Origin of the sequence: Wolbachia endosymbiont (group B) of Silvanus unidentatus, assembly GCF_964028615.1 — a bacterium.
Lineage (GTDB): Bacteria > Pseudomonadota > Alphaproteobacteria > Rickettsiales > Anaplasmataceae > Wolbachia.
Window position 1 is genome coordinate 698108 of sequence record NZ_OZ034795.1, and the last position, 21238, is coordinate 719345.

A 21238-nucleotide genomic window follows, 5' to 3' on the forward strand; every position below is an offset into this window, starting at 1 on the left:
TACTCACCTGCGCTCACTCTCCACCTGATTTTATAGATTCACTAGAGGAAGATCCCGATCCCTTATTATCATCTCCACCTCCTCCAATAGCCCCTCTTGCCTTATTTACAGCCGCAGCAGCAACTTGACCAGCACCTCCAGCAGCAGCTTTGGCAGCAGATAAAGCTTTATTCACCATTTGTGCAGGAGTGCTACCTGAACCAAGTGCTGCTCTGTGATTACCAGCAAGCTCAGCAGCCATGCCGGGAAGAACGTTTAAAAAGTGGTAAAAGAGGAATAATACTAAACACAATTTTAATAATTCTCCGATTAGAGAGCTGCCAAACTCCATGTATCTAAAGTCGAATAGACCAAGTATGCTGCTCTTTTTAAAGCTATAATTTTGCATCATACATGCGAGAGTAGTTTCATTTTTATCACATTCCCCATCTTTCAATTTAAACCACTGTTTTTTCTTACTATATGAGATTTCTGCTTGTTTCTTTTCATATGACTTGTCTGGTTGTTCATTTTTATATGACTCGTCCAGTTTAAAATTTAAATTTTTAAAATAGATTTTATCACATGCTATGAACATAAAAGATAGAAATGCAAAGAGGATAACTGGGTATAAACTGTAGGTAATTAACTCTTTTAGCCAACCATCAAAATATCCTTTAGTATGTTGAAACAAAACCATAGGAATGAATAAAGGCGATAAGATGATAATTACACTAAGCGCAACTAAAGATAAGATAAATACATAGCACATCCATAAAATAACCATCATCATCAAAATGGCCATAAATATACAGACAAGAGCTACTAAAATTTGTCCACCAGCGAAAATAATACCAATCACCGAACCTGCAACTAACAAGACAGGAGCAGCGCCAAGCAAGACCGCTAACGTTGCAACACCTCCAGTACCAATTTTGCCACCAATTCCATCTAAAGGGGCACCTAAATAAAATAAAATTCTGCAATCAAGCCTATCCCAAGGTGCAAGATAACTGTAGGATACCTTCTGCCCTGCACGATCGTATTCATAATCTTTACCTGCCTCATAATTACATATATTTTTACTCTCAGATGAAGCTTTAAGCACTATTTCTGATAAGCCGTTCGAAAGTTTTGTTAATTCCCCGTAATAATGAGACATAGTGCTACCTGTCGTAAAGTAAATCACTAAAGCGAATTTAATGATCAACATGTACATTTCTTGCGGACTACGCACTCCACCAGACATAACTTTTATAGAGAACAATATCAAAGCTAAAATTAAGATAGCAGTAACAGTGTTCTTCAGTCTTTTTTGTGCTACAGACAAAAAACTACCCTTAGCATGTCCATTTTTGTCTGTAAGTAAGTTACCACTTGAATCAATACCTGCCACTAAATTATCTAACGACTCCTTAATACATTGCACTATCATAGAAGTTATAGGAATAGGAGATAATGACTTACTTCCCGCTTGATTGTAGCAAGCTTCAGAGACATACTGGCTAAAACAACTGGCATTATTATAACCTACAAAAATTTTTCCCTCTCCTTTCTTTTCCCTTATAATAGTTTTGTAATCTTTGTCCTTATTTTTAGAATCATTAAGATCTTCCTCATATTTACCTGTACCATCTTTATTTTTGAATATCATCACAGATTTTTCACACATAGGAGCAAGTGGGTCAGGTGGCAATTCTGTGCATCCCATATCAACCCCTTGCGGCCAAGGAGTCATTTTGATACCAAGCATTCTCACACTTGCCAGCTCCACACACAATCTGTCCATTTTTTTTACTGCCTTGAATGTTGACCCATGTATGGTTTCGCTTTGTCCTGCTTTAAGAACTTTACATTCCAGATCACCATCAACTTTTGGAGACCATGACCCACCTTCATATCCAGTGTCCTTCTCTCTAACATCAAAGTCTGCTTTTATTGATGTATCTAACCAAAACAATCTGCTAAATGTTAAAGGATTTCTATGGCATACTTCTATATATTCACTGTATTGCACACCGTTTTTTGGCCAGTAATAACCACCAGTATTTTGGTCAGGTATGGAGTTTAAAATGCCCTTCTCTATTTTTCTACCTACTTCTATTGATCCATTTGCCCCATCAAAACATTTAAAATATTCATCTTCCTTTTGATAATTCTTATTTGTGCAATCTGAATATTTTGAGTATTCTGATTTTGAGAATTCGAAGTCTTTATACTTTCCATCATGATCACGTGCAACTGGGTGTTTAACAAAACTATGCTCACAAACAACAAGTCCTCCTATCGCCTTCCAAACCCCAACAATTGCAGCTATCATTCCAACGATAACAAGAGCAGTAAATAAACCAGCAGAAGAGACAATCAAAACAATACCAGTAAATATTGCACCAATAGCAATTGCTATCCCAGCAACTGCTGCAGCTGTTTCAAACGCCTTACAGTCAGGATTAGAAGCACGACTAAAGCTGCCAGTAGAATTAAATCTGCTAACAAATTCCGTTTTGTCAGTACCACTTACTGTATCTGCAAACACTGGATACGAGAGCAAAAAATCTATATTTAACAAAAATATCGCAACTAACAGTAATGACAGTTTAGTTTTAAACATTTTTCACCTTTTGATAAAACACAGGCAACCACATCTTTGGATCATCTCCGACTTCTTTCAGTATATCATATAACAATAGAACACTTTCCGCACGTCCAGATAACACGTTGACCACATCATCCAAATCTTTCAGATCTATTCTAGCTACTACAGCATTAACTCCCTGCTTTACTAAAAAGAATCTAGTACTTGGATCTGTGTGTTTGATCAGTATGTACTCACGTTCAGTTAACATAAAAACATCTCGATAGACACTAGTAGCTTTCAGATTTGGCAAAAAAATTTGTGTTGCTGTCTGCTGTACAAGCGTATCACTAATAGCACTTTTACTTGCATCTTCAACACTCTGAGTAGCAAAAACCACAAAAGCATTTAACTTTCTCAGCACTTTCAACCAGTCTTTTATCTTAGGTGCAAAAACTGGATTATCTATTAACGCCCATGCTTCATCAAGAACAATAATAGATGGAGTGCCATCAAGCGATATACTAATCCTATGAAACAAATAAATCAAGACCGGCCCAAGAGCAACAGGATCTTTTAGCAAGCTAGCCATTTCAAAGCCAAACACTCTTGCTTTTGAAAAATCTAGCAAATCTTCTTTATTATCAAATATTGCAGCATGAGAGCCATCATCATGCCACATAGATATTGCTCCAGCTAGAGTATCAGGGCCCGCAAGTCCTAAAAATGGTACAAGATTTCTCAAAAATCTGTCTTCTTTTTTTAATTTAAAATTTCCCTCAATTGCATCATTAATTCTAGCAATATCTTCTGAAGTGAATTTATCGTTGTACACTAAAATTAAAGATTTTATCCATTCCATCAAAAATGTTTTATTATCAGGAGTATCGTCAAGTTGCAGAGGATTAAAATTTGTCTTAGTTCTTGGTTCTATTATAGTATAGATACCACCAAGTGCTCTTAAAAAAATTTCTGCACCGCGATCTTTATCAAAAAAGAATATTCTTGGAGAAAATTTCATTGCTTGAGCACATAAAAAATTCATTAAAACAGTTTTGCCAGCACCTGTTGGCCCAATTATCATAGTATGTCCAACATCCCTTATATGAAAGTTGAAGAAAAATGGAGTGCCAGATGTTGTATCAAAAACTGTAACAGCATCTCCCCAGTGGTTATTGAATTTTTTACCAGTAGGATAATTATGTTGAGATGCAAAACCGGCCAAATTAAGACTACTTATTGTACCTTTTCTTACTATATAATCAAAATTACCAGGAATTTGCGCCCAAAATGCTGGTTCTAAATTAACCCTCTCACGAACAGGATAAACACCACAATTAGAAAGCTCCGATTCAACCAATGATAAAACATTGTCCAATGATTTAGGGCTTTTTTCTATACATAAGATAGTTAAATGGTGTTCACCAAACGCAATTTTACCACTCATTGCATCATCAAGCGCATGAGAAATTTCTGCTATTTGAGAAATAGCTTTATCTGCAGATTGTATCATACGATTTTGCTGTATCTGCATTTTCGCAATTGCCATTTGCCTATTTGTAAATTGAAAAGACTGCGTGATAATAAATTCATAAGGAAGTTGTAAAAAAGAATCAAGCATTCCTGCGGAAGTATTATTTCCATATTCTTTGATACTAACTATTCCAGCATATTTACTTTCATTATGAGTCACAACCTGTATCATCTTATGGCCAAAAAATAACCTATGAACTGGTAAGTATCTTGATATTTCAGTTTTTAGTGGAAAAAGCGTATTTGTAACAAAGCCACAATTTACAACTCTAGACAGAAACTCCATTATTTCACAAAACAGTCCGTTTGGAGTTTCTTTTACTCCAAGGACTTTAGGCGAATAATTCCTAAGGCTTGTTACTATACGATTTGTCGTTTCCTCTAAATCTTCATAGGTATCACGCATATCACTTTCCCAAGCATGTTTTGAAGTTACATGCCCAAATTTTTTCAGTAGATGTGATAAAAATTCTACTCCCTTTGTATCTGCCCTACGAATAATCGTAATGTATAAATCATTAATAAAAGATTGCCTAGTTGCGTGTTTTTCTCTCCATTTTAGATTTACATGGTTAGCAAAAAAATTTGGTAAACTCTGATTTGCAAATTCATCAGAAAAAATATTTTTCTTACGTCTGATGGTATGAAAGTACAAACTAAATGCTGGAGATGAAATGCTTCTTAGCATCTGATTTCTGATATTATTTTGTATCACCAAGTCTTCATCATCGGCCGTTTCAAACGCAAAGCCATTTAATTTTATAAATTTAACTAACCAATTCTGCTTTGTTATCAAGGTTGTACTATTCCAATAGCAAGAATAAGGTATAAATTCGGCAGCGTGAACCTCTCTACTTAGAATAGATTTATTCTTTGATTGAATAGCTCTAAATCTCAACATTGCATAACATCAAGTAATGTCATAAGAATTGGCTCCATGATAAAACCGATTTAAACATTTGGAACATTTTCCCAACTTTACCATAAATAACTCAATAAACAACGGTTCCTTTGCAGAAGCTATATAGCCAAGTCCATGTATACCTGGTAACATCAGGAGAATTACTCTAAGATCATTTGTATTAATGAAAATTAGCATGCAAATTAGAACGTTTAATATTGCAAACATATAACTCACACCAAAGAGCATTGCAGGTCTTGTAAGACCTTTAAATAATTGATTCGTTTGTATGCTGCCAGTAGACATATCTTTAACCTTCTAATAAGAGCTCTAACACTAATACTACATCATTAATTAAAAATCTATTGAAATGAATAGCACTTTAGGTAAGATAATTAATTTAAATTCAATGATTATAAGCTGGCCATTTCAAGAAGCAGAAAAAATACTACAAGAATTCCCTAATAAAAAAGAGATAATATTTGAGACTGGTTATGGTCCCTCGGGTTTACCACATATTGGTACTTTTGGGGAAGTTTTTCGTACCACAGTTATTGCAAACGCTCTAAAAAAAATAGCTCCTAGTATAAAAACCAAAATCATTGCAGTTTCCGACGATATGGATGGTTTGCGAAAAATACCAGATAATGTACCAAATCAGGAAATGCTAAGAGAGAATCTGAACAAGCCATTAACCATGATACCTGACCCATTTGGCACTCATGAGAGTTATGGTCATCACATGAATTCGTTGTTGTGTAAATTTCTTGATTTGTTTGGATTTGAATACGAATTTAGGAGTGCAACAGAGTGTTATAAATCTGGCGTTTACGATGAAAAACTTTTACTCCTGCTGAAAAATTATGATAAAGTGATGGACGTAATGCTTCCATCATTTCGGGAAGAAAGGCAGCAAACCTATAGTCCATTCTTGCCGATATGCCCAAAAACTTCCCAAGTTTTACAAGTTCCAGTAATTGAAACAAATACAGATAAAGGAACAATCACGTATGAAGACCCAAACGGGGGAAAAATAGAAGTTCCAGTGACAAAAGGAAAATGTAAACTGCAATGGAAACCTGATTGGGGGATGAGGTGGGCTGCATTTGGAGTCAATTATGAAGCTCATGGAAAAGATTTAACACCATCTGCTGTGCTTTCAAGTCAAATATGTAAAATACTTGGAGAAAAGCCACCGCTTCTGTTTTGCTATGAGTTATTTCTTGATAAAGAAGGAAAGAAGATATCAAAATCAAAAGGAAATGGTATTTCGATCGAGGAGTGGCTAACTTACGCACCCACAGAGAGTTTAGCGTTATACATCTTTCAGAGTCCTAAAAAAGCTAAACGTTTATATTTTGATGTGATACCAAAATCAACTGATGAATATTTAGAGTTTGCTAAGCGTTACAATGAGAGTGAAGAAAAGGATGTAAATAGCCCTGTATGGCACATCCACCAGGGTAAAGTTCCAAACGTAGAAACTTCAGGCATAAATTTTTCGTTACTTTTAAACCTGGCAGCAGCTTGTAATGCTGAAAATAAAGAGATTCTTTGGGGTTTTATATCAACTTATGCACCAAACGTTACACCAGAAAGCAACAAAATGCTAGATAGGCTTTCGGATTTTGCAGTTAGGTATTATCACGACTTTATCAAGCCAACAAAAGCGTATAAAGCTTCAAACGAAAAAGAGAAAGAAGCGTTACTAGATTTAAAGAACAACCTACATTCCCTGCCTATTACAGCCACTGCTGAAGAGATTCAATCTCAGGTTTTCTCCATCGGAAAAAAACATAATTACAATAACTTACGCGATTGGTTTCAGTTGCTATATGAAACGCTGCTTGGCCAAAAAACCGGTCCTAGAATGGGATCTTTTATAAAGCTTTATGGGATAGATAATACAATCTCTCTTATAGAAAGTGCTACTGAACGTACACTTTAGAGTTTACCTTCTTTCATTTGAGCCCTCTAGTTTTATTACTTGACAAACCTTCCCACTTTCCTTATTATACTGATAGAGGTATTTATCCTTGTTTTTGGGCTCAACGACAAAATTCAGGTGTTTATTGGCAAATTACATAAAATTATAGCAGCTTTTTTTATTTTTTCTACATTCAGCCAAATCGCGCTTGTTAGCACATTATCAATTTACATTATTAAAACTCGCTATACGGGGATTCTTTTGTCTTTTTTTATTTAGTAAATTTCTTAATATTTGTAGCTAAAGTAATTTTAGAGAGCCAGCGCGTGACCAACCTGGTCAGTTTTCTGAATCCCAGTACTGGAATAACAAGAAAGAGGGCGCTGGGATGACACCATTTGCTGTCTTCAAAATGAATGTTAATACACCTAGGATGTTTAAACCTTAATTCTGTTTTGGTGTTAAGCAAGGTATCTAGATACCTTGCTAAATAAAAAATTGGAAAAAAAGGAAGAAGAGACTTCTTCCTTAAATAGCGCAAAAACTTTTTACATTATTTATAACACCTTTTATTGGTGTCAGTAAGCGTGTCCAGGATTACAATCAGGCTTACTATCGTCCACTGCACTATTCTGACTAAGCTTTGATATTTCTTTTGCAATAGCGTCCTTTAACTCATCACAAGGCTTATACACTTCATACGTAATACCACCAGCAACAAGTCCTGTGAGTACAGCAGCAGCCACAGCTATCCCAGCCATAGCACCTACTGATAATGACACACCAAAAAAATATGCATAAGTAACTACTATAGCAGCTATACAAGATGCAATAATAAATATATGAGCACCCAAGTCTACTGCTTTCCCAATTGCTTTTTTAGTAAATATTTCTGCCAAATTTTTGTTACAACGACTTTTTACTAAAGGATCAGCACCGGCTTTTAATAGAGCTCTTACTATCTTGTGATGACCTTTATCAAAAGCTATATACAAAGGAGTTTTTCCAGATCCATCTTGAAAATCAACATTTATACCTTTTACTTCTAATAGAGCTTTTACTACATTTTTTTGATTATATAGACATGCTACATTTAATAATGTTAATCCTTTTTTGTCATAATAATCATAAACACTAAATTTATAATTTATATTAAAACTTTCTTTCCTCCATTCTTCATAAGTAGATAGGTCTCTTTTTTCTATTCGCTCTTTTATTTTTTCAACTATGTTATTACCATTCAAATCATTTTCACGATTTACTGTACTTAATATCTTTTTCAACCATGCTAAATACATATAAAATTCTCCTATAATAATAATATACTTTAATTATCATATACTTAAGCAATAAAGTCAAGAGTTTAATTAATTATCATAAATATTTAAACAAGAAAAAGGGGCTTTTGTGCGAGCGTTATTAATCTTCAGTTTAATAGGATAAGATTCGTCAACATTTCTGTAAGTACCTGCTATACAGAATAGTTGCCACCAATAAAGCCTAAACTTACTAAATACATTTCTGTAGATTCAGATCTACTTGACTTTGGTTTGAAGTATCTTACTGTTTTAAACATTTTTTTTAGCTCATTGCAGAAATCTTTATCAGACTCTCCTTGAAAAATTTTTACTACAAATTTGCCATCATGATTCAAAAAATGCTTTGCAAAATTGAGCGCTGCTTCGCATAAAAGCATAATTCTGATATGATCTAACGATTTTAAACCGCAAGATTCTGGTGCCATATCAGATAAAATTACATCAAATTTGTGATCCTTGAATTTTTCTCTTAAAATTTCAAGTTCGCTGATAATATCACACTGTATACACTCTACTCCACTAATTGCGTTTATTGGTTTTATGTCAACAGCAATCACACTCGCTCCTTTCTTAGATGCAACTTGTGACCATCCACCAGGAAAAGCGCCAAGATCAATAATTTTTTGCCCTTGTTGGAGTAGTTTAAATTTATCGTCTATTTCTATTAACTTATATGCCGAGCGCGATCTATAACCGTCCTTATTGGTTTTTTGCACATACTGATCATTCAAATGGCGATGTAGCCATCTTGTTGAAGATAACTTTCTACCTCTAGCTGTTTTTACTCTGGTCTTTATACTAATAACCTACTTATTATTGATTATATCTTTGAGCTCTTTTTCAACTACTTCTTTTACCAATGCATGTAGATACTTATTCAGCCACTCTGAAAGCTGAGGTTTTAAAAGAGATACAACTAATTCTTCAACAGTAAGATCCGCTCTTTTTTGTTGTTTATGCCGTAGTTCGCTTTGCATCTTTTCAAGCAATGTTTTAATTTCCTCCATATTTTCTTTTAAAACTAAATGCTCGTTACTTTGTTCTTGATAGCTCACTTTGTTATTACTCATTTGGATATTATCATACAAATTTTTCTCTTCTGAGTTGTAACTATTAAATTGGTTATTCATTTTCTCACTTTGGCAATTATTCTCTTCTTCACTATTTTCTTTTTCTTCGATGTCTTCTGGGTACTCCTCTTCAAGGCATAATACGTCATCATCTTCATCTATTATTTCTGCTCTATCACCACTTGGATTTTTACCCGATATAGCTTTTTTTATATCTTCTAGTATATCTTTTACAGATTGATTATCGCTCATACCATTAAATTTAAAGGTTTATACTATTTATCATAAAAAGCAAGTTGTAAACACTAATTACATAATTGCTTTTTGCCTGAATTAGATCGGAACGTGCTTTAAATAGTTCATCTTCAGTATCCAAAAGATCAATTGTGCTCTTTAAATTTAAGTTTACTTCTTGCGCAACTCCTTCCAATGCTAAAGCTGCTGCTTTTTCTGCTTCTTGACTTGCTTTAATAATAGCTTTTGCTGTCAGCACGTTATTCCAAGCATTTATAACTGCTTGTTCTATATTTTTTACTGCTTCGTAATAATCGTAAGTGGATTGTTTTGCATCCATTTTAGCTCTACTAACACCAAAAACATTAACTCCTCTTTTAAAGATCGGAATATCAAGAGTAAAGACAACATTCACATTTTCTAGTAACGTGTCCAATTTTATATTGTCCTTTCCAAAATTTTTACTTGCGCTTAGATTCAAAGAAGGAAGCCACTTGGAAGTTTCAGCGATCACTTCCATTCCGGCTGCTCTTTTTTGATAAACTGCTGCTTTTAGGGACAAGTTATTAGTTTTTGCTAATTGTAAACATTCATTTAATTCTGGTATAGAAGGTAGTTTACCATTAGTCTCGTGAAGATTATCAGCATCTTCACCAATTAAATGATAGTAAGCAATATTAGCGAGCTTTAATTCACCTTCAGCATCAACTCTTTTGGATATAGAAGATGAAAATTTTGCTTTTGCGAATAAAACCTCAGCATTAGTAACTTCTCCAAGAGAAAAGCGTTTTTTCATAGCTGACAAATGTTCTAAAGAAACACGTTCTTTATGTTCTCTCAGTTTTAATATTTCTGCCTTTTGTAAAACATTAACATATGCTTTCACAGCGCTGAGTGCAACTTCTTGCTTTGACTGCTGAAATCTAATTTTTGCTGCTTTAAGAAGATGACTTGATCGGCTAAATGTAGCAAAAGTGCCCCCACCGTCTATTATTCTTTGGCTTAATGTTAGACGCTTTCCAGAGTTTTGTCGATCGTTAATAATATTAAAATTACTATCGAAATTATATTGTAAATTAATGTCAGGTAAAAATCCAGCCAATCCAGAAGATTTCAGCTGTTTTTCAGCACTCTTATATTGGTAAAACTGAGACTTTATTTTTGAGCTGTTTTTGATAGCTTTGCTTATGGCTTCTTCCAAATCGATTGCATAGCAACCTATAGTACCAAAAGCAATTATAAGTATAATAATCAATCGAAACATTTTGCTTTCTAGCATGTTGTTTAAGTTATTAGCATAAATTACTTTAATAATCAATAACTAATGTTGTAACTAATGTTGTTGACACTATCAAGCAACTCAGTGTATCATAATCTACTGTTATGTATTGATATATGAAAACTTTTTTCTTAAAAGAGAAACAAGTCGATAAAAAATGGCTTGTTATAGATGCAGAAGGATTAGTAGTAGGAAGGCTTGCAGCGTTTGTAGCAGCGCTATTGCGTGGAAAGCATAAGCCTGAATACACACCTCATATGGATTGTGGAGATAATGTAATTATTGTTAATGCAGAAAAGGTACATTTTACCGGAAAGAAACTTAAAGATAAAATCTACTATAGGCATACAGGTTATTCTGGTGGTTTAAAGAAAACTACTCCAGATAATATTTTAAATGGCAAATTCCCTGAGCGTGTGATAAAAATGGCAGTAAAAAGAATGCTTGATGATGGTCCTATGGCACGTAGACGGTTTGAAAATTTGTATGTTTATTCTGGTTCAGAACATAAGCATCAAGGACAGCAACCTGAAAAAATAGATTTTGCCTCTTTAAATCGTAAAAATAAGAAATAATGGAGTAAAAAGTGAAAATAAATAATAATGATCAGCCAAAAAAGGCAATGATTGACTCACTTGGTCGTTCATATGCCACAGGTCGAAGGAAAGAATCTGTAGCAAGAGTATGGATAAAGCCAGGAAGTGGAAAATTTAGTGTTAATAAAAAAGATGATTTAATTTCTTATTTTAAAAGAGAATCAGTGTGTCAAATGATTAAAGCGCCATTCATAGTAACTTCTATGTTAGATAGGTATGATGTGTTTGCAACTGTAAAAGGTGGAGGACTATCTGGCCAAGCAGGTGCCTTAGCTCATGGAATAAGCAGAGCTTTAAGTAGTATAAGTCAAGATCTACACTCTATATTACGTAAGGGTGGATTCCTAACTAGAGATTCACGTGTTGTTGAGCGTAAGAAATATGGTCAACATAAAGCTCGGAAAAAATGTCAGTTTTCTAAGAGATAGTGATGTTTTTTGTAAATATTGTATAAATATTTGTGTAAAGCTTATGATGTTTCCTATTTTTAGAGTAAATTTAGTTGACTATTAGCATTAGCATAATATGCTATTTATGTGATTTTTCAATATTAAGGTAATTTATGAGTAAAGAAGATATAATAAACCGACTAAAACAAGATTGTGTTAGTCAGAATATAGACATAACAAAATCTGATTTAAGTAATGTTCATGACATGTTTATGGAAATGATAAAGGATCAGCTAAGTCGCAAAGGCGAAATACGTCTACATGGAATAGGTACATTCTCTACTGTTATAAATAAGGAGAGAAAATGCCGTAATCCTCAAAATGGTGAGATTATGACCGTTCCTGAAAAGACAAGGGTAAAATTTAAAATAAGCCAAACTCTTTTAAGTATTTTAAATAGCAAGCAAAAAGTATTATCTACTTAGATATTGTCATTTTCATCTTTTTAGTTACACTATGTAAGCCATGAAATATAGCCTCGCTGATTAAAGAATGGCCTATATTAAGAGCTGAGATGTGAGGTATCTTTTTTATTTCTTTAGCGTGTTTATAATTTATGCCATGTCCTGCGTGGCATTCTATTCCTAGATTATTAATGTATTCTGCAGAGTTAGTAATAAGTTTTAATTTTTCCTCTGATGGATTATCACAGTAATCCCCCGTGTGAATTTCTATTATGTCAGGCTTTCTTTCTAGCTTCTCAAGATATTTTAGTTGATTAATATTTGGATCGATAAACAGTGAGACTTTTATGTCAAAGCTATGCATTTCCTCTATTATACCAGAAAGTTTACTGTGCATATTCACGATATTCAGGCCACCTTCGGTTGTTAATTCTTCTCTTTTTTCTGGTACTATACAAATCGAGTAGGGTTTTACTTCTTTTGCTATTTTGAGCATTTCTTCCGTAGCTGCGATTTCAAGATTTAACTCAGTGCTAATGTTTTGTTTTAGATTGAATACATCCTCATCTCTGATATGCCTTCTGTCTTCTCGTAAGTGTACGGTGAGAAAATCTGCTCCAGCATTAATAGCTATTTTTGCTGCTTTTAATGGATCTGGATAAGAAGCTCCACGTGCGTTGCGAAGGGTTGCAACGTGATCAATATTAACGCCCAATTTCACAATTTACCTCAAAAATTATTTATAAATTATACATATTATTAGATCTTATGCATGTCATTGTTTAATGCCATAGCTGAAAGACGGAGCTAGCAGTTATACTAATTCTCATTGTTGACAAGTCAAATAAGAAATATTCAAAATTGTTTGATTGTGGAAGTGGAAAGAGAAGTAATAAATTTGCATACACTTGCCCTTTTTTACAGTTAATCTAGTTTATAGAACTACTCGTGGTAATCCAAATAAGATTTTTTCTCATAATCAAGTTATAGTAAACGGGGAAAATTTTTCGCATCTAAAAAATTTTAGATTTAGGATTGAAATTAATAAGTGGAATGATTATGTAGTGCATGTATTAGTAAAAGGAGGTACAACATGAGTAATATAGTTCATTTAAATAAAAACAATAATCGTGATAATTTTAGTGTAAGAGGGTTACAAAGAGCCGTTGATGACATATTTGATAGCTTCTTTACAGGATGGAACCCAGAGCTTTCTAAAAGAGGCAGTAGCCTACTACCAGTTTGTGACCTTTATGAAACAAAGGAAAGCTATTGCCTATCATTAGAGTTACCAGGTATTCCTAAAGAAAGCATAGACATTAGTATATCTGGCGATAACTTAATAGTGAAGGGTGAAAAAACATGTGATAATGAATCAAAAGATAAGCAGTTTTACCACAAAGAAAGGTACTATGGTTCTTTCTATAGATCTATTCAACTTCCAACAAATGTAGAGCAAGATAAGGTATCTGCCGACTTTTTAGATGGGGTATTGCATGTAACCATACCTAAATCAGAGAAACACATCAAGAAAATTGATGTAAAGTAATCAGTAAGTAATAGCAGGCTTCTGACCTTGAGGCTTGCTATTTTAATATCTGTTCAGCAGAGTGGCAAAATAAGGTAAACGAGAAAAGACAACTAAATGAGTGTCATGAAAGTAGCTGATGCTGGCTCCCTTATGAAGGTGTCATCTTAGCACCCAGACACTGATTTTTTAATTGAAAATGTTGTCTTGTTTGTGATAAATTTTGCTCGATGCCAGTGTCGAGCACTGGCATGACATTATAGAAGCTGGAATAGCTACTTGAATGACAATATTTGCTGTTTAATTTACCTTAAAAAATGAATATTCCTACAGCTACGTGTAAGCTACTTTCATGATACTCATTTACTTGTCTTTTTTGCCACTTTGCTGAACAGATATGTAAAATATGAAAAAAATACCAATAAAAAAAGGCCGTATTAACTTTAACAATTTAAAATGATTTAATGTGAAAACCATAGGCGCCAATTGTTTTTTTAACTTAAAAATAAAAGTCAAGTATCAGGAATTCTAGACATAAACCCTCCTATATGAATAAAGAGCTAGCAAAAATAAACTTATATATTTTTTGCTGAAATTTGATTATTTGGTGAAAAAACCTGCAGGTGAAGATAGATTTTGGATCCTAAAAAATCTTCATTCTCCACTATAATGAAGCCACCAGAGTCTGTCAAGTAATTTTTTATTTAAATTGCTTGCAATCTTTTTATACACTCATCTTTACCAAGAATTACCATGATATCGATGATTCCAGGCGCATCCATTATTCCAGTTATTGGGGCGCGTAATGAGTGGTATATATCGCTCATTTTTATATTATGTAATTTTGAAAATTCCTTAATCTGAGAAGATAAAAAATTCTTATTCCAATCTTCACTACCTACACTCGAAAGAAATGATGCAAGTAACTTAATTACATTGAGGTTAGATTTGACAATTTGCTGAGCTTCTTCACTAAAATCAACTTGAATATAAAATTTTGCTAAGTCCAATAATTCGGTCAAATAGTTTGCTCTTTTTTTCAGCTCTGTCAGTCCCTGCAGTAAATAGCCCTTTTTTTTGTCAGTTAGAGTATTTTCTCTAAGCATTAGAGTCAGAATATCTTCATTGCTCATATTACTAATATAGTGGTTATTCAAATGCTCCAGTTTTTTGAAATCGAGCCGTGCAGGTGAGCGACCGATGCTTTCTAAATTAAACCACTCTATTGCTTGCTCATCGCTAATAATCTCATCGTTGCCATGACTCCAGCCAAGTCTTAGCAAGTAATTACGCATTGCCTGTGGCAATATTCCCATCTTTTCATAATCGCAAACACTTGTTGCACCATGCCTTTTAGATAACTTATTCCCGTCTTCTCCATGAATAAGCGGTACGTGTGCAAAGCGTGGGACATCAAAATCAAGAGCTTGGTATATTAGTAATTGCTTGAAGGTATTAGTGAGATGATCAGAGCCACGTATAATATCGGTTATTCCAGCATCATGGTCATCAACCACTACAGCAAAAATATATGTTGGAGTATTGTCAGAGCGCAAGATTACTATGTCATCAAGCTGGTCGCTACTTATTGTAACTTGGCCGTATATTTTATCGTCAACAACAATATCTTCTGAGTCTGGCACTTTGAAGCGAACAACAGGCTCTGCATTTGATGTTGAATGAGTACACTTATGCTTATATATTTTTCCTTCTTCCCTTGCTCTTATTTTCTTCTCCGCAACTTCATTCTCGGGGCAGTAACAATGATACGCCCTACCCTTTTCAACTAAAAGATTTGCAACTTCAATATGTCTATCTATTCTTTTTGATTGATATACTATTTCTCCATCATAGCTTATTCCAAGCCATTTTAACCCATCTATTATTGCATCAATTGCTTCCTGTGTTGAACGTTTTCTGTCGGTATCCTCAATCCTTAGTAAAAACTGGCCACCATGACGCTGCGCATAGAGCCAATTAAACAAAGCTGTGCGAGCTCCTCCAATATGTAAAAATCCTGTTGGTGATGGAGCGAATCTAGTGACTATACCTGGCATATTTGTCTATTGTGATAACGTAACCGATGATAACTAAAATTTGTACTTGCAACAACGTGGAACTATAGTAAATTTGAAAGATCAATTTACATTTATTTTTAACAAACTGCATTGTATAATTTAATATTAGTGAATGCAGTGAGGTGTATATATGGATAATTTATTTGAAATTGCAAGAAAAGGGAATGTGGATAAATTTGTCGATTCTTGCAAGGAAAGAGTTGCTTGTGTAGCTAAGCATAGAATTGATGAAAATGGAAACCCATTTCATATAGCAGCAAGTAAAGGGTTTCTATTATCTGCGTTACAGAAGATCATAAAGGATTTAGAAGAAAGTACCAGGGTTGAGGTTGAAAAAGCAAAAGACTGGGAAGAAGTAAAAAGATTAGAAAAGGAACTTAAGAATAATAAGAAATATATTAAGGAAGCACTCCTCGATAAAAGCTATATTAAGGATAATAAGGCAGTATCACCTCTTTACTTCTTGGATCCTTCAGAGCAGAAGGAAGTTAAGCAAATTGCAGATATAAAATGTGGCTTTATATGTAATAAGAAGTTTCATATATGCTTATATATAGTAGGAGCTATAGTGTGTGCTACCGCTATGTGTGTATCTTTGTATCTTCTATTTTCGGCTTCTCAATCTCTTGCATTGGCTTCAATAGCAACAATAGCTTCTGGAGGATCTTCATATCTGTTATTTAAGGCATGTAATGAAGTATATGGCCTCTATAACGAAAGTACTATAGTGACAGATCCTGATGTTATGCAACTTTTAGATAGTGGTTTAGCCCCAGTGTGAAGTATTTGCAGGTAGTAATATAGAAATTTACTTTCTTAACTTAAGAAAGTATACTTATAAGATGATAAGAAAGAAGTATAGTAAGATTTTAGTAGCGAACAGAGGGGAGATTGCCTGCAGAATAATCAAAACTGCGCACAAGATGGGCATATCTTGTGTGTCTGTGTACTCAGATGCAGATGCAAATTCTGTGCATGTAAAGCAAGCAGATGAGTCAAGGCACATTGGCCCTTCGCCTGCTTATCTTAGTTACTTAAATATCGAAAAAATATGCGAAGTAGCAGTTGAAACAGGTGCCGAGGCGGTTCATCCTGGCTATGGGTTTTTAGCAGAAAATCCAGATTTTCCCCGTGCTCTGGAAAAACATAACATAGATTTCATTGGTCCAAGTGCAGAAACAATAGAAGTTACAGCCAATAAAATAACGGCAAAAGAAGAGGCAAGAAAAGCTGGAGTAAATGTAGTGCCAGGATATATGGGTAAGATCGAAGATGCTGCCCACGCAGCCATCGTTGCTGAAGAGATTGGTTTTCCCGTTATGCTCAAAGCTGCATCAGGTGGTGGTGGCAAAGGAATGCGAATTGTATATTCCAAAAAAGAAATTGAACTAGCATTTACATCAGCAACAAATGAAGCAGAGAAAAGTTTTAAAGATGGCAGTATTTTTATAGAGAAATATATAGAGCTGCCAAGACACATTGAAATACAAATCATAGCAGATAAATACGGCAATATAGTGTGTCTTGGGGAGAGAGAGTGCTCGGTACAGAGGAATAACCAGAAAATAATAGAAGAAACACCAAGCCCATTTATTAGTGAAGAAGTAAGACAAAAAATGTATGCTCAATGTGTTTCTTTGGCAAAGCAAGTTGATTATTTTTCAGCAGGTACTGTCGAGTTTGTTGTAGATAAGAACCAAAACTTCTATTTTCTTGAGGTAAATACGAGATTACAAGTTGAGCATCCAGTAACAGAATTTGTCACTGGAATAGATATAGTGGAAGAGATGATCAGAATTTCTTGCGGAGAAAAATTAAGATTTGGTCAGAATGATATTAAACTTATTGGCTCTGCAATAGAAAGCAGAATTTGCGCTGAAGATCCATCAAAGAGATTTTTTCCTTCCAGCGGAAGAATCAAATATTACGACAAACCAGATGATGTAAGAATAGATGATGGAGTAGCTAGCGGTTCAGAAATCAGCATGTTCTACGACTCAATGATTGCAAAAATTATAACCTATGGAAAAGATAGAATAGAAGCAATCAGCAGAATGCAAAAAGCATTGTCTGAATGTTATATAGAAGGAGTAACAAATAATATAGAATTTCTAGAATCCATTTTCCATCATCCAAACTTTATTGCAGCAAAACTCCACACAAGATTCATTCCAGACCATTATCCTAGTGGGTTTCAAGGCGATTTTATCACAGAGGAATATATTAAAATATTTATTTTTGCTGCACTGTATGTTCACTTAGAAAATGAGGGAAAGTATTACAGTAAGTCAACAGATGAAGCATTCATAGTGAAAATAGATGACAATGAGTACTCCGTAAATGCAAAGTATCAAGATAACACATTAACAACAGTATATAACCACAATAAATACTCCGTGGTAGGTAAGTGGAAATCAAGTTACAGATTACTATATATCACAATTAATGATGATACCAATATAGCACTTAAAATAGAAAGGCAAGGTAGCAAATACTTTATAAGACACGCAGGTATGAAAGCTAAATGTTGTGTATTGAAACCTCATGTAGCTGAACTAAGCAAATTAATGCTAAACAACAAAACAGAAGGGATTTCAGTAGACGCTGTAAAATCTCCAATATCCGGTTTATTGGTTAAATTACACGTCAATGCTGGAGATCAGGTAGAGGTAGGACAACCTCTCTTTGTTGTGGAGGCAATGAAAATGGAAAATATAATATGTGCTGAATCAGAAATGGTGATAAAAAATATCCCTGTTAAAGAAGGAAAAAATATACATGCTGGTGATTTGGTATTAGATCTGATTTCTTAAATAACGCAAGCAGTATAAACCTGATCCAAATAAGATAAATGAAAACATTTGATGGGCTATAGCAATAGCCATTGGTATATGCAGCAACAAAGTGACTATTCCTAGAATTACCTGAATGATGACGGAGAATAGCATAACATATAATGGTTTTATACTGGCATTTTTTATTGTGAGTATTGCTGTCAGAACTAATATCAGCAATGCCAATGCCCGGTGTATGAATTGCACTGTTACTCTATTTTCAAAGATATTTAGCCAAGCAGGCTGTAAGTAAAATAAATCTTCCGGAACAATTTGTCCATCCATTAGTGGAAAGGTATTATAAATTAAACCAGCATTTAGCCCTGCAACAAATGCACCGAAGATTATTTGTACTGTCACTAGGATTAAAATTATCCATATGTAACATGTAATGTTGCTATTAATTTTAATTATCTGTTTTGGTTTGATTTGGTAATCAAAAAATTGATATGACAATAATGCAAAGATAACCAACGCAAGCAGTAAGTGAAGTGCGAGCTTATAGTGACTAACATGAGGATTAGATACCAAACCGCTTTTAACCATATACCAACCGGCAAAAGCTTGTAAAATTCCAAATAATAGTGCTGTAGATAACCTTATTACTGCATTTTTAGGTATTCTTTTTTTTAGTGTAAAGTATATAAATGGTAAGATAAAAACTAAACCTGTCAGCCTTGCAATTAACCTGTGCACATATTCTATTAAGTATATGGTGCGAAACTCTTCCATACTCATACCATAATTAAATGCTTTATATTCAGGTGTAGCTTCATATTTTGATTTTTCTTTTAGCCAGTCTTGTTCACTCAGCGGTGGCAATGTTCCGGTAATTGGTTTCCATTCCGTGATTGACAATCCTGCTTTTGAAAGTCTGGTAAATCCACCAATTCCCACCATGCAAATCACCATGAGAGAGCAGAGAAAAAGCCAAATAGCTACAGGTTTTGCTTCCATAATCCATGCTGAGTTTTATTCCATTGCTGAGGGTGAATAACAAATTCCCACAAAGCGAGAAAAGCTGCAACGCTATGTAGTAGACTATAGACGGGAAAAAATATTGATACTATATAAAAATAAAAAGGCATTTTTTGTTGTCTGATAGCTATTATCAAAAAAATCAAGTTAATACCGTATACTATTATAAAATAATATAAGAATAATTCATTCAAAATTTGAGTCAGCACCAATGAAAGTAACAAAAAAGGAGTCGTGAAAAATATAAAAGCTGAGGAACCAACAAAAAGGTTTAATAGCAAAACTCCCTTAAGCCCAGTGTGCTTAAAAAGTAATTTTATATTTTTTAAATGAACGATATAAGTTTGCATATAACCTTTAATCCAGCGTGCTCTTTGTTTGATCCAAGCAAACACAGTAGTTGGTGATTCTTCCAATGTTTCTGAATCAATAATCCTGGTTTTATATCCCATTTGCGCAAGTCTCAAACCAAGGTCAGCGTCTTCAGTGACATTGTAAGCATCCCAAAAAAGCACTTTCTTTAAAATTTCCACTGAAAAATGGTTACTGCTACCACCCAAAGGTATTGGCATGTTCATTTTTTGAAATCCAGGCAAAAAATATTGAAACCAGTTCATATACTCAAGAGAAAAGAATTTTGTAAGAAAATTGCAACCAAAGTTATAGTAATTTAATTTCGCCTGTACACAAGCCAACTTTTCGTCGCCCTTATTAAATTCAATTAGTGCTTTTTTTAACTGCAACGGATCTGGCTTGTCATCTGCATCATATATTACCACATACTTTCCTCTAGCAAAGCTCATAGCATAATTGCATGACTTAGCTTTTGTTCTAGGCAGAGAATGAGGCACTTTTATTACTTCAAAATACTGTGGTAAAGTGCATTTTTCTATAGCTGCCAACATTTCTTGATCATCGCTCTCTATCACAAGCTTTACATCTAATTTTGATTTTGGATAATCCAAACTTTCAATGCTCTTAATCAATTGCTTTATAACCGCATTCTCTTTAAAAGCAGGCAATAAAATAGTATATATAGGTTCATTCATCTTATCATAATCTGCTTTTTGGTTAGAAATTTTACGCAAGCCAAAAATTTTAGTTACAAATTTGAATAAAGAACTAGAACATCCGATTATAAATATCAACACCAAAGCAAAATATGCATATTTTTTTGTCAGTGTTAAAGTCGAAATCATAACAAAGAAAGAGGAAAAAAAGATTGAACTGAGCCTAATGCTTTTAGCTGAAAAATTAGGATTCTTATAATATAAGTAGTTACTTGCGAATTCTGAAATACCAAAGTGTGAGTTAAGAAGATTTAAAATCTGTTTGCTATCTACTTTTATCAATACATATTCAATACCGTAATGAGATTCGACCCAAAGGTTGATATCTTGGCTTATGTCTTCAACCATAAAAAAAGTAGTATCATTTAATTTTTGCCAAGGAATTATATTAAACCTATAGTAGAAAAGTTTCTCTTGTTCTTTGCATAAACTAGAATCAAATTTAATTTTTTCTACATTATCAGTTTGAAGTACAGGCATTAAA

General features: G+C 33.9%; 18 protein-coding genes. 7 read left to right on the forward strand and 11 right to left on the reverse strand.

Annotated elements, in window-relative coordinates; translation table 11 throughout:
* Positions 1 to 13: 13 nt before the first annotated feature.
* The 3 genes from ABWU65_RS03215 to ABWU65_RS03225 are packed head-to-tail and all read right to left on the reverse strand — an operon-like array spanning position 14 to position 5294.
* A complete protein-coding gene (locus ABWU65_RS03215) occupies positions 14 to 2590 on the reverse strand; it encodes a type IV secretion system protein (RefSeq protein ID WP_264684946.1) in 2577 nt (858 codons plus the stop codon).
* Positions 2583 to 4988, reverse strand: coding sequence for a VirB4 family type IV secretion/conjugal transfer ATPase (locus tag ABWU65_RS03220; protein ID WP_353280296.1), 2406 nt, complete (start codon positions 4986 to 4988; stop codon positions 2583 to 2585). The genes ABWU65_RS03215 and ABWU65_RS03220 overlap by 8 nt, the downstream gene beginning before the upstream one ends.
* 9 nt (positions 4989 to 4997) lie before the next feature.
* Positions 4998 to 5294 (reverse strand): type IV secretion system protein VirB3, encoded by a 297-nt coding sequence (locus ABWU65_RS03225; RefSeq protein ID WP_006015054.1) that lies wholly within the window; start codon positions 5292 to 5294, stop codon positions 4998 to 5000.
* A 64-nt stretch (positions 5295 to 5358) separates the two neighbouring features.
* Between ABWU65_RS03225 and ABWU65_RS03230 the strand changes: the two genes are divergently transcribed.
* Entirely contained in the window at positions 5359 to 6936 is a 1578-nt protein-coding gene (locus ABWU65_RS03230) for a lysine--tRNA ligase (RefSeq protein WP_353280297.1), read from the forward strand.
* Between the two features lie 557 nt (positions 6937 to 7493).
* On the opposite strand, the gene ABWU65_RS03235 is transcribed toward ABWU65_RS03230, so the two are convergent.
* The 4 genes from ABWU65_RS03235 to ABWU65_RS03250 all read right to left on the reverse strand — a co-directional run bounded on the left by ABWU65_RS03235 (position 7494) and on the right by ABWU65_RS03250 (position 10817).
* Positions 7494 to 8213 carry an ankyrin repeat domain-containing protein gene (locus ABWU65_RS03235; protein ID WP_353280298.1) on the reverse strand — a complete coding sequence of 240 codons (720 nt, stop codon included), beginning with the start codon at positions 8211 to 8213 and terminating at the stop codon, positions 7494 to 7496.
* Positions 8214 to 8386: 173 nt separating this feature from the next.
* Entirely contained in the window at positions 8387 to 8965 is a 579-nt protein-coding gene (locus tag ABWU65_RS03240) for an RlmE family RNA methyltransferase (RefSeq protein WP_007302033.1), read from the reverse strand.
* A gap of 75 nt (positions 8966 to 9040) precedes the next feature.
* Positions 9041 to 9556, reverse strand: a complete 516-nt coding sequence (locus ABWU65_RS03245) for a PopZ family protein (RefSeq protein ID WP_007302034.1) — start codon at positions 9554 to 9556, stop codon at positions 9041 to 9043.
* A 10-nt stretch (positions 9557 to 9566) separates the two neighbouring features.
* Complete coding sequence (locus tag ABWU65_RS03250) at positions 9567 to 10817, reverse strand: TolC family protein (RefSeq protein ID WP_019236672.1); 1251 nt, start codon at positions 10815 to 10817, stop codon at positions 9567 to 9569.
* 116 nt (positions 10818 to 10933) lie between these two features.
* Between ABWU65_RS03250 and rplM the strand changes: the two genes are divergently transcribed.
* The 3 genes from rplM to ABWU65_RS03265 all read left to right on the forward strand — a co-directional run bounded on the left by rplM (position 10934) and on the right by ABWU65_RS03265 (position 12287).
* On the forward strand, positions 10934 to 11392 hold the full coding sequence (gene rplM / locus ABWU65_RS03255) for a 50S ribosomal protein L13 (RefSeq protein ID WP_006014941.1): 459 nt from the start codon (positions 10934 to 10936) through the stop codon (positions 11390 to 11392).
* A 47-nt stretch (positions 11393 to 11439) separates the two neighbouring features.
* Positions 11440 to 11841: a 30S ribosomal protein S9 gene (gene rpsI, locus ABWU65_RS03260; protein WP_052264863.1), complete on the forward strand. Its 402-nt coding sequence runs from the start codon at positions 11440 to 11442 to the stop codon at positions 11839 to 11841.
* Between the two features lie 134 nt (positions 11842 to 11975).
* Positions 11976 to 12287, forward strand: coding sequence for an HU family DNA-binding protein (locus ABWU65_RS03265; protein ID WP_007302037.1), 312 nt, complete (start codon positions 11976 to 11978; stop codon positions 12285 to 12287).
* On the opposite strand, the gene ABWU65_RS03270 is transcribed toward ABWU65_RS03265, so the two are convergent.
* Positions 12280 to 12987, reverse strand: coding sequence for a pyridoxine 5'-phosphate synthase (locus tag ABWU65_RS03270; RefSeq protein WP_007302038.1), 708 nt, complete (start codon positions 12985 to 12987; stop codon positions 12280 to 12282). The genes ABWU65_RS03265 and ABWU65_RS03270 overlap by 8 nt on opposite strands.
* 372 nt (positions 12988 to 13359) lie before the next feature.
* Here ABWU65_RS03270 and ABWU65_RS03275 point away from each other — a divergent pair, with 372 nt between their 5' ends.
* The gene (locus tag ABWU65_RS03275; protein WP_353280299.1) at positions 13360 to 13815 is read left to right on the forward strand and encodes an Hsp20/alpha crystallin family protein; all 456 of its coding nucleotides are present in this window, start codon (positions 13360 to 13362) and stop codon (positions 13813 to 13815) included.
* A gap of 683 nt (positions 13816 to 14498) precedes the next feature.
* Here ABWU65_RS03275 and gltX read toward each other — a convergent pair.
* The gene (gene gltX, locus ABWU65_RS03280) at positions 14499 to 15851 is read right to left on the reverse strand and encodes a glutamate--tRNA ligase (RefSeq protein WP_149168645.1); all 1353 of its coding nucleotides are present in this window, start codon (positions 15849 to 15851) and stop codon (positions 14499 to 14501) included.
* A gap of 151 nt (positions 15852 to 16002) precedes the next feature.
* Here gltX and ABWU65_RS03285 point away from each other — a divergent pair, with 151 nt between their 5' ends.
* The gene (locus ABWU65_RS03285) at positions 16003 to 16653 is read left to right on the forward strand and encodes an ankyrin repeat domain-containing protein (RefSeq protein ID WP_214303233.1); all 651 of its coding nucleotides are present in this window, start codon (positions 16003 to 16005) and stop codon (positions 16651 to 16653) included.
* A 61-nt stretch (positions 16654 to 16714) separates the two neighbouring features.
* The gene (locus tag ABWU65_RS03290; protein WP_012481866.1) at positions 16715 to 18685 is read left to right on the forward strand and encodes an acetyl-CoA carboxylase biotin carboxylase subunit; all 1971 of its coding nucleotides are present in this window, start codon (positions 16715 to 16717) and stop codon (positions 18683 to 18685) included.
* Here ABWU65_RS03290 and ABWU65_RS03295 read toward each other — a convergent pair.
* Both ABWU65_RS03295 and ABWU65_RS03300 read right to left on the reverse strand, forming a co-directional pair.
* Complete coding sequence (locus ABWU65_RS03295) at positions 18668 to 19663, reverse strand: COX15/CtaA family protein (protein ID WP_012481867.1); 996 nt, start codon at positions 19661 to 19663, stop codon at positions 18668 to 18670. The genes ABWU65_RS03290 and ABWU65_RS03295 overlap by 18 nt on opposite strands.
* Entirely contained in the window at positions 19645 to 21234 is a 1590-nt protein-coding gene (locus tag ABWU65_RS03300; RefSeq protein ID WP_052264898.1) for a glycosyltransferase family 2 protein, read from the reverse strand. The genes ABWU65_RS03295 and ABWU65_RS03300 overlap by 19 nt, the downstream gene beginning before the upstream one ends.
* Between the last annotated feature and the right edge of the window lie 4 nt (positions 21235 to 21238).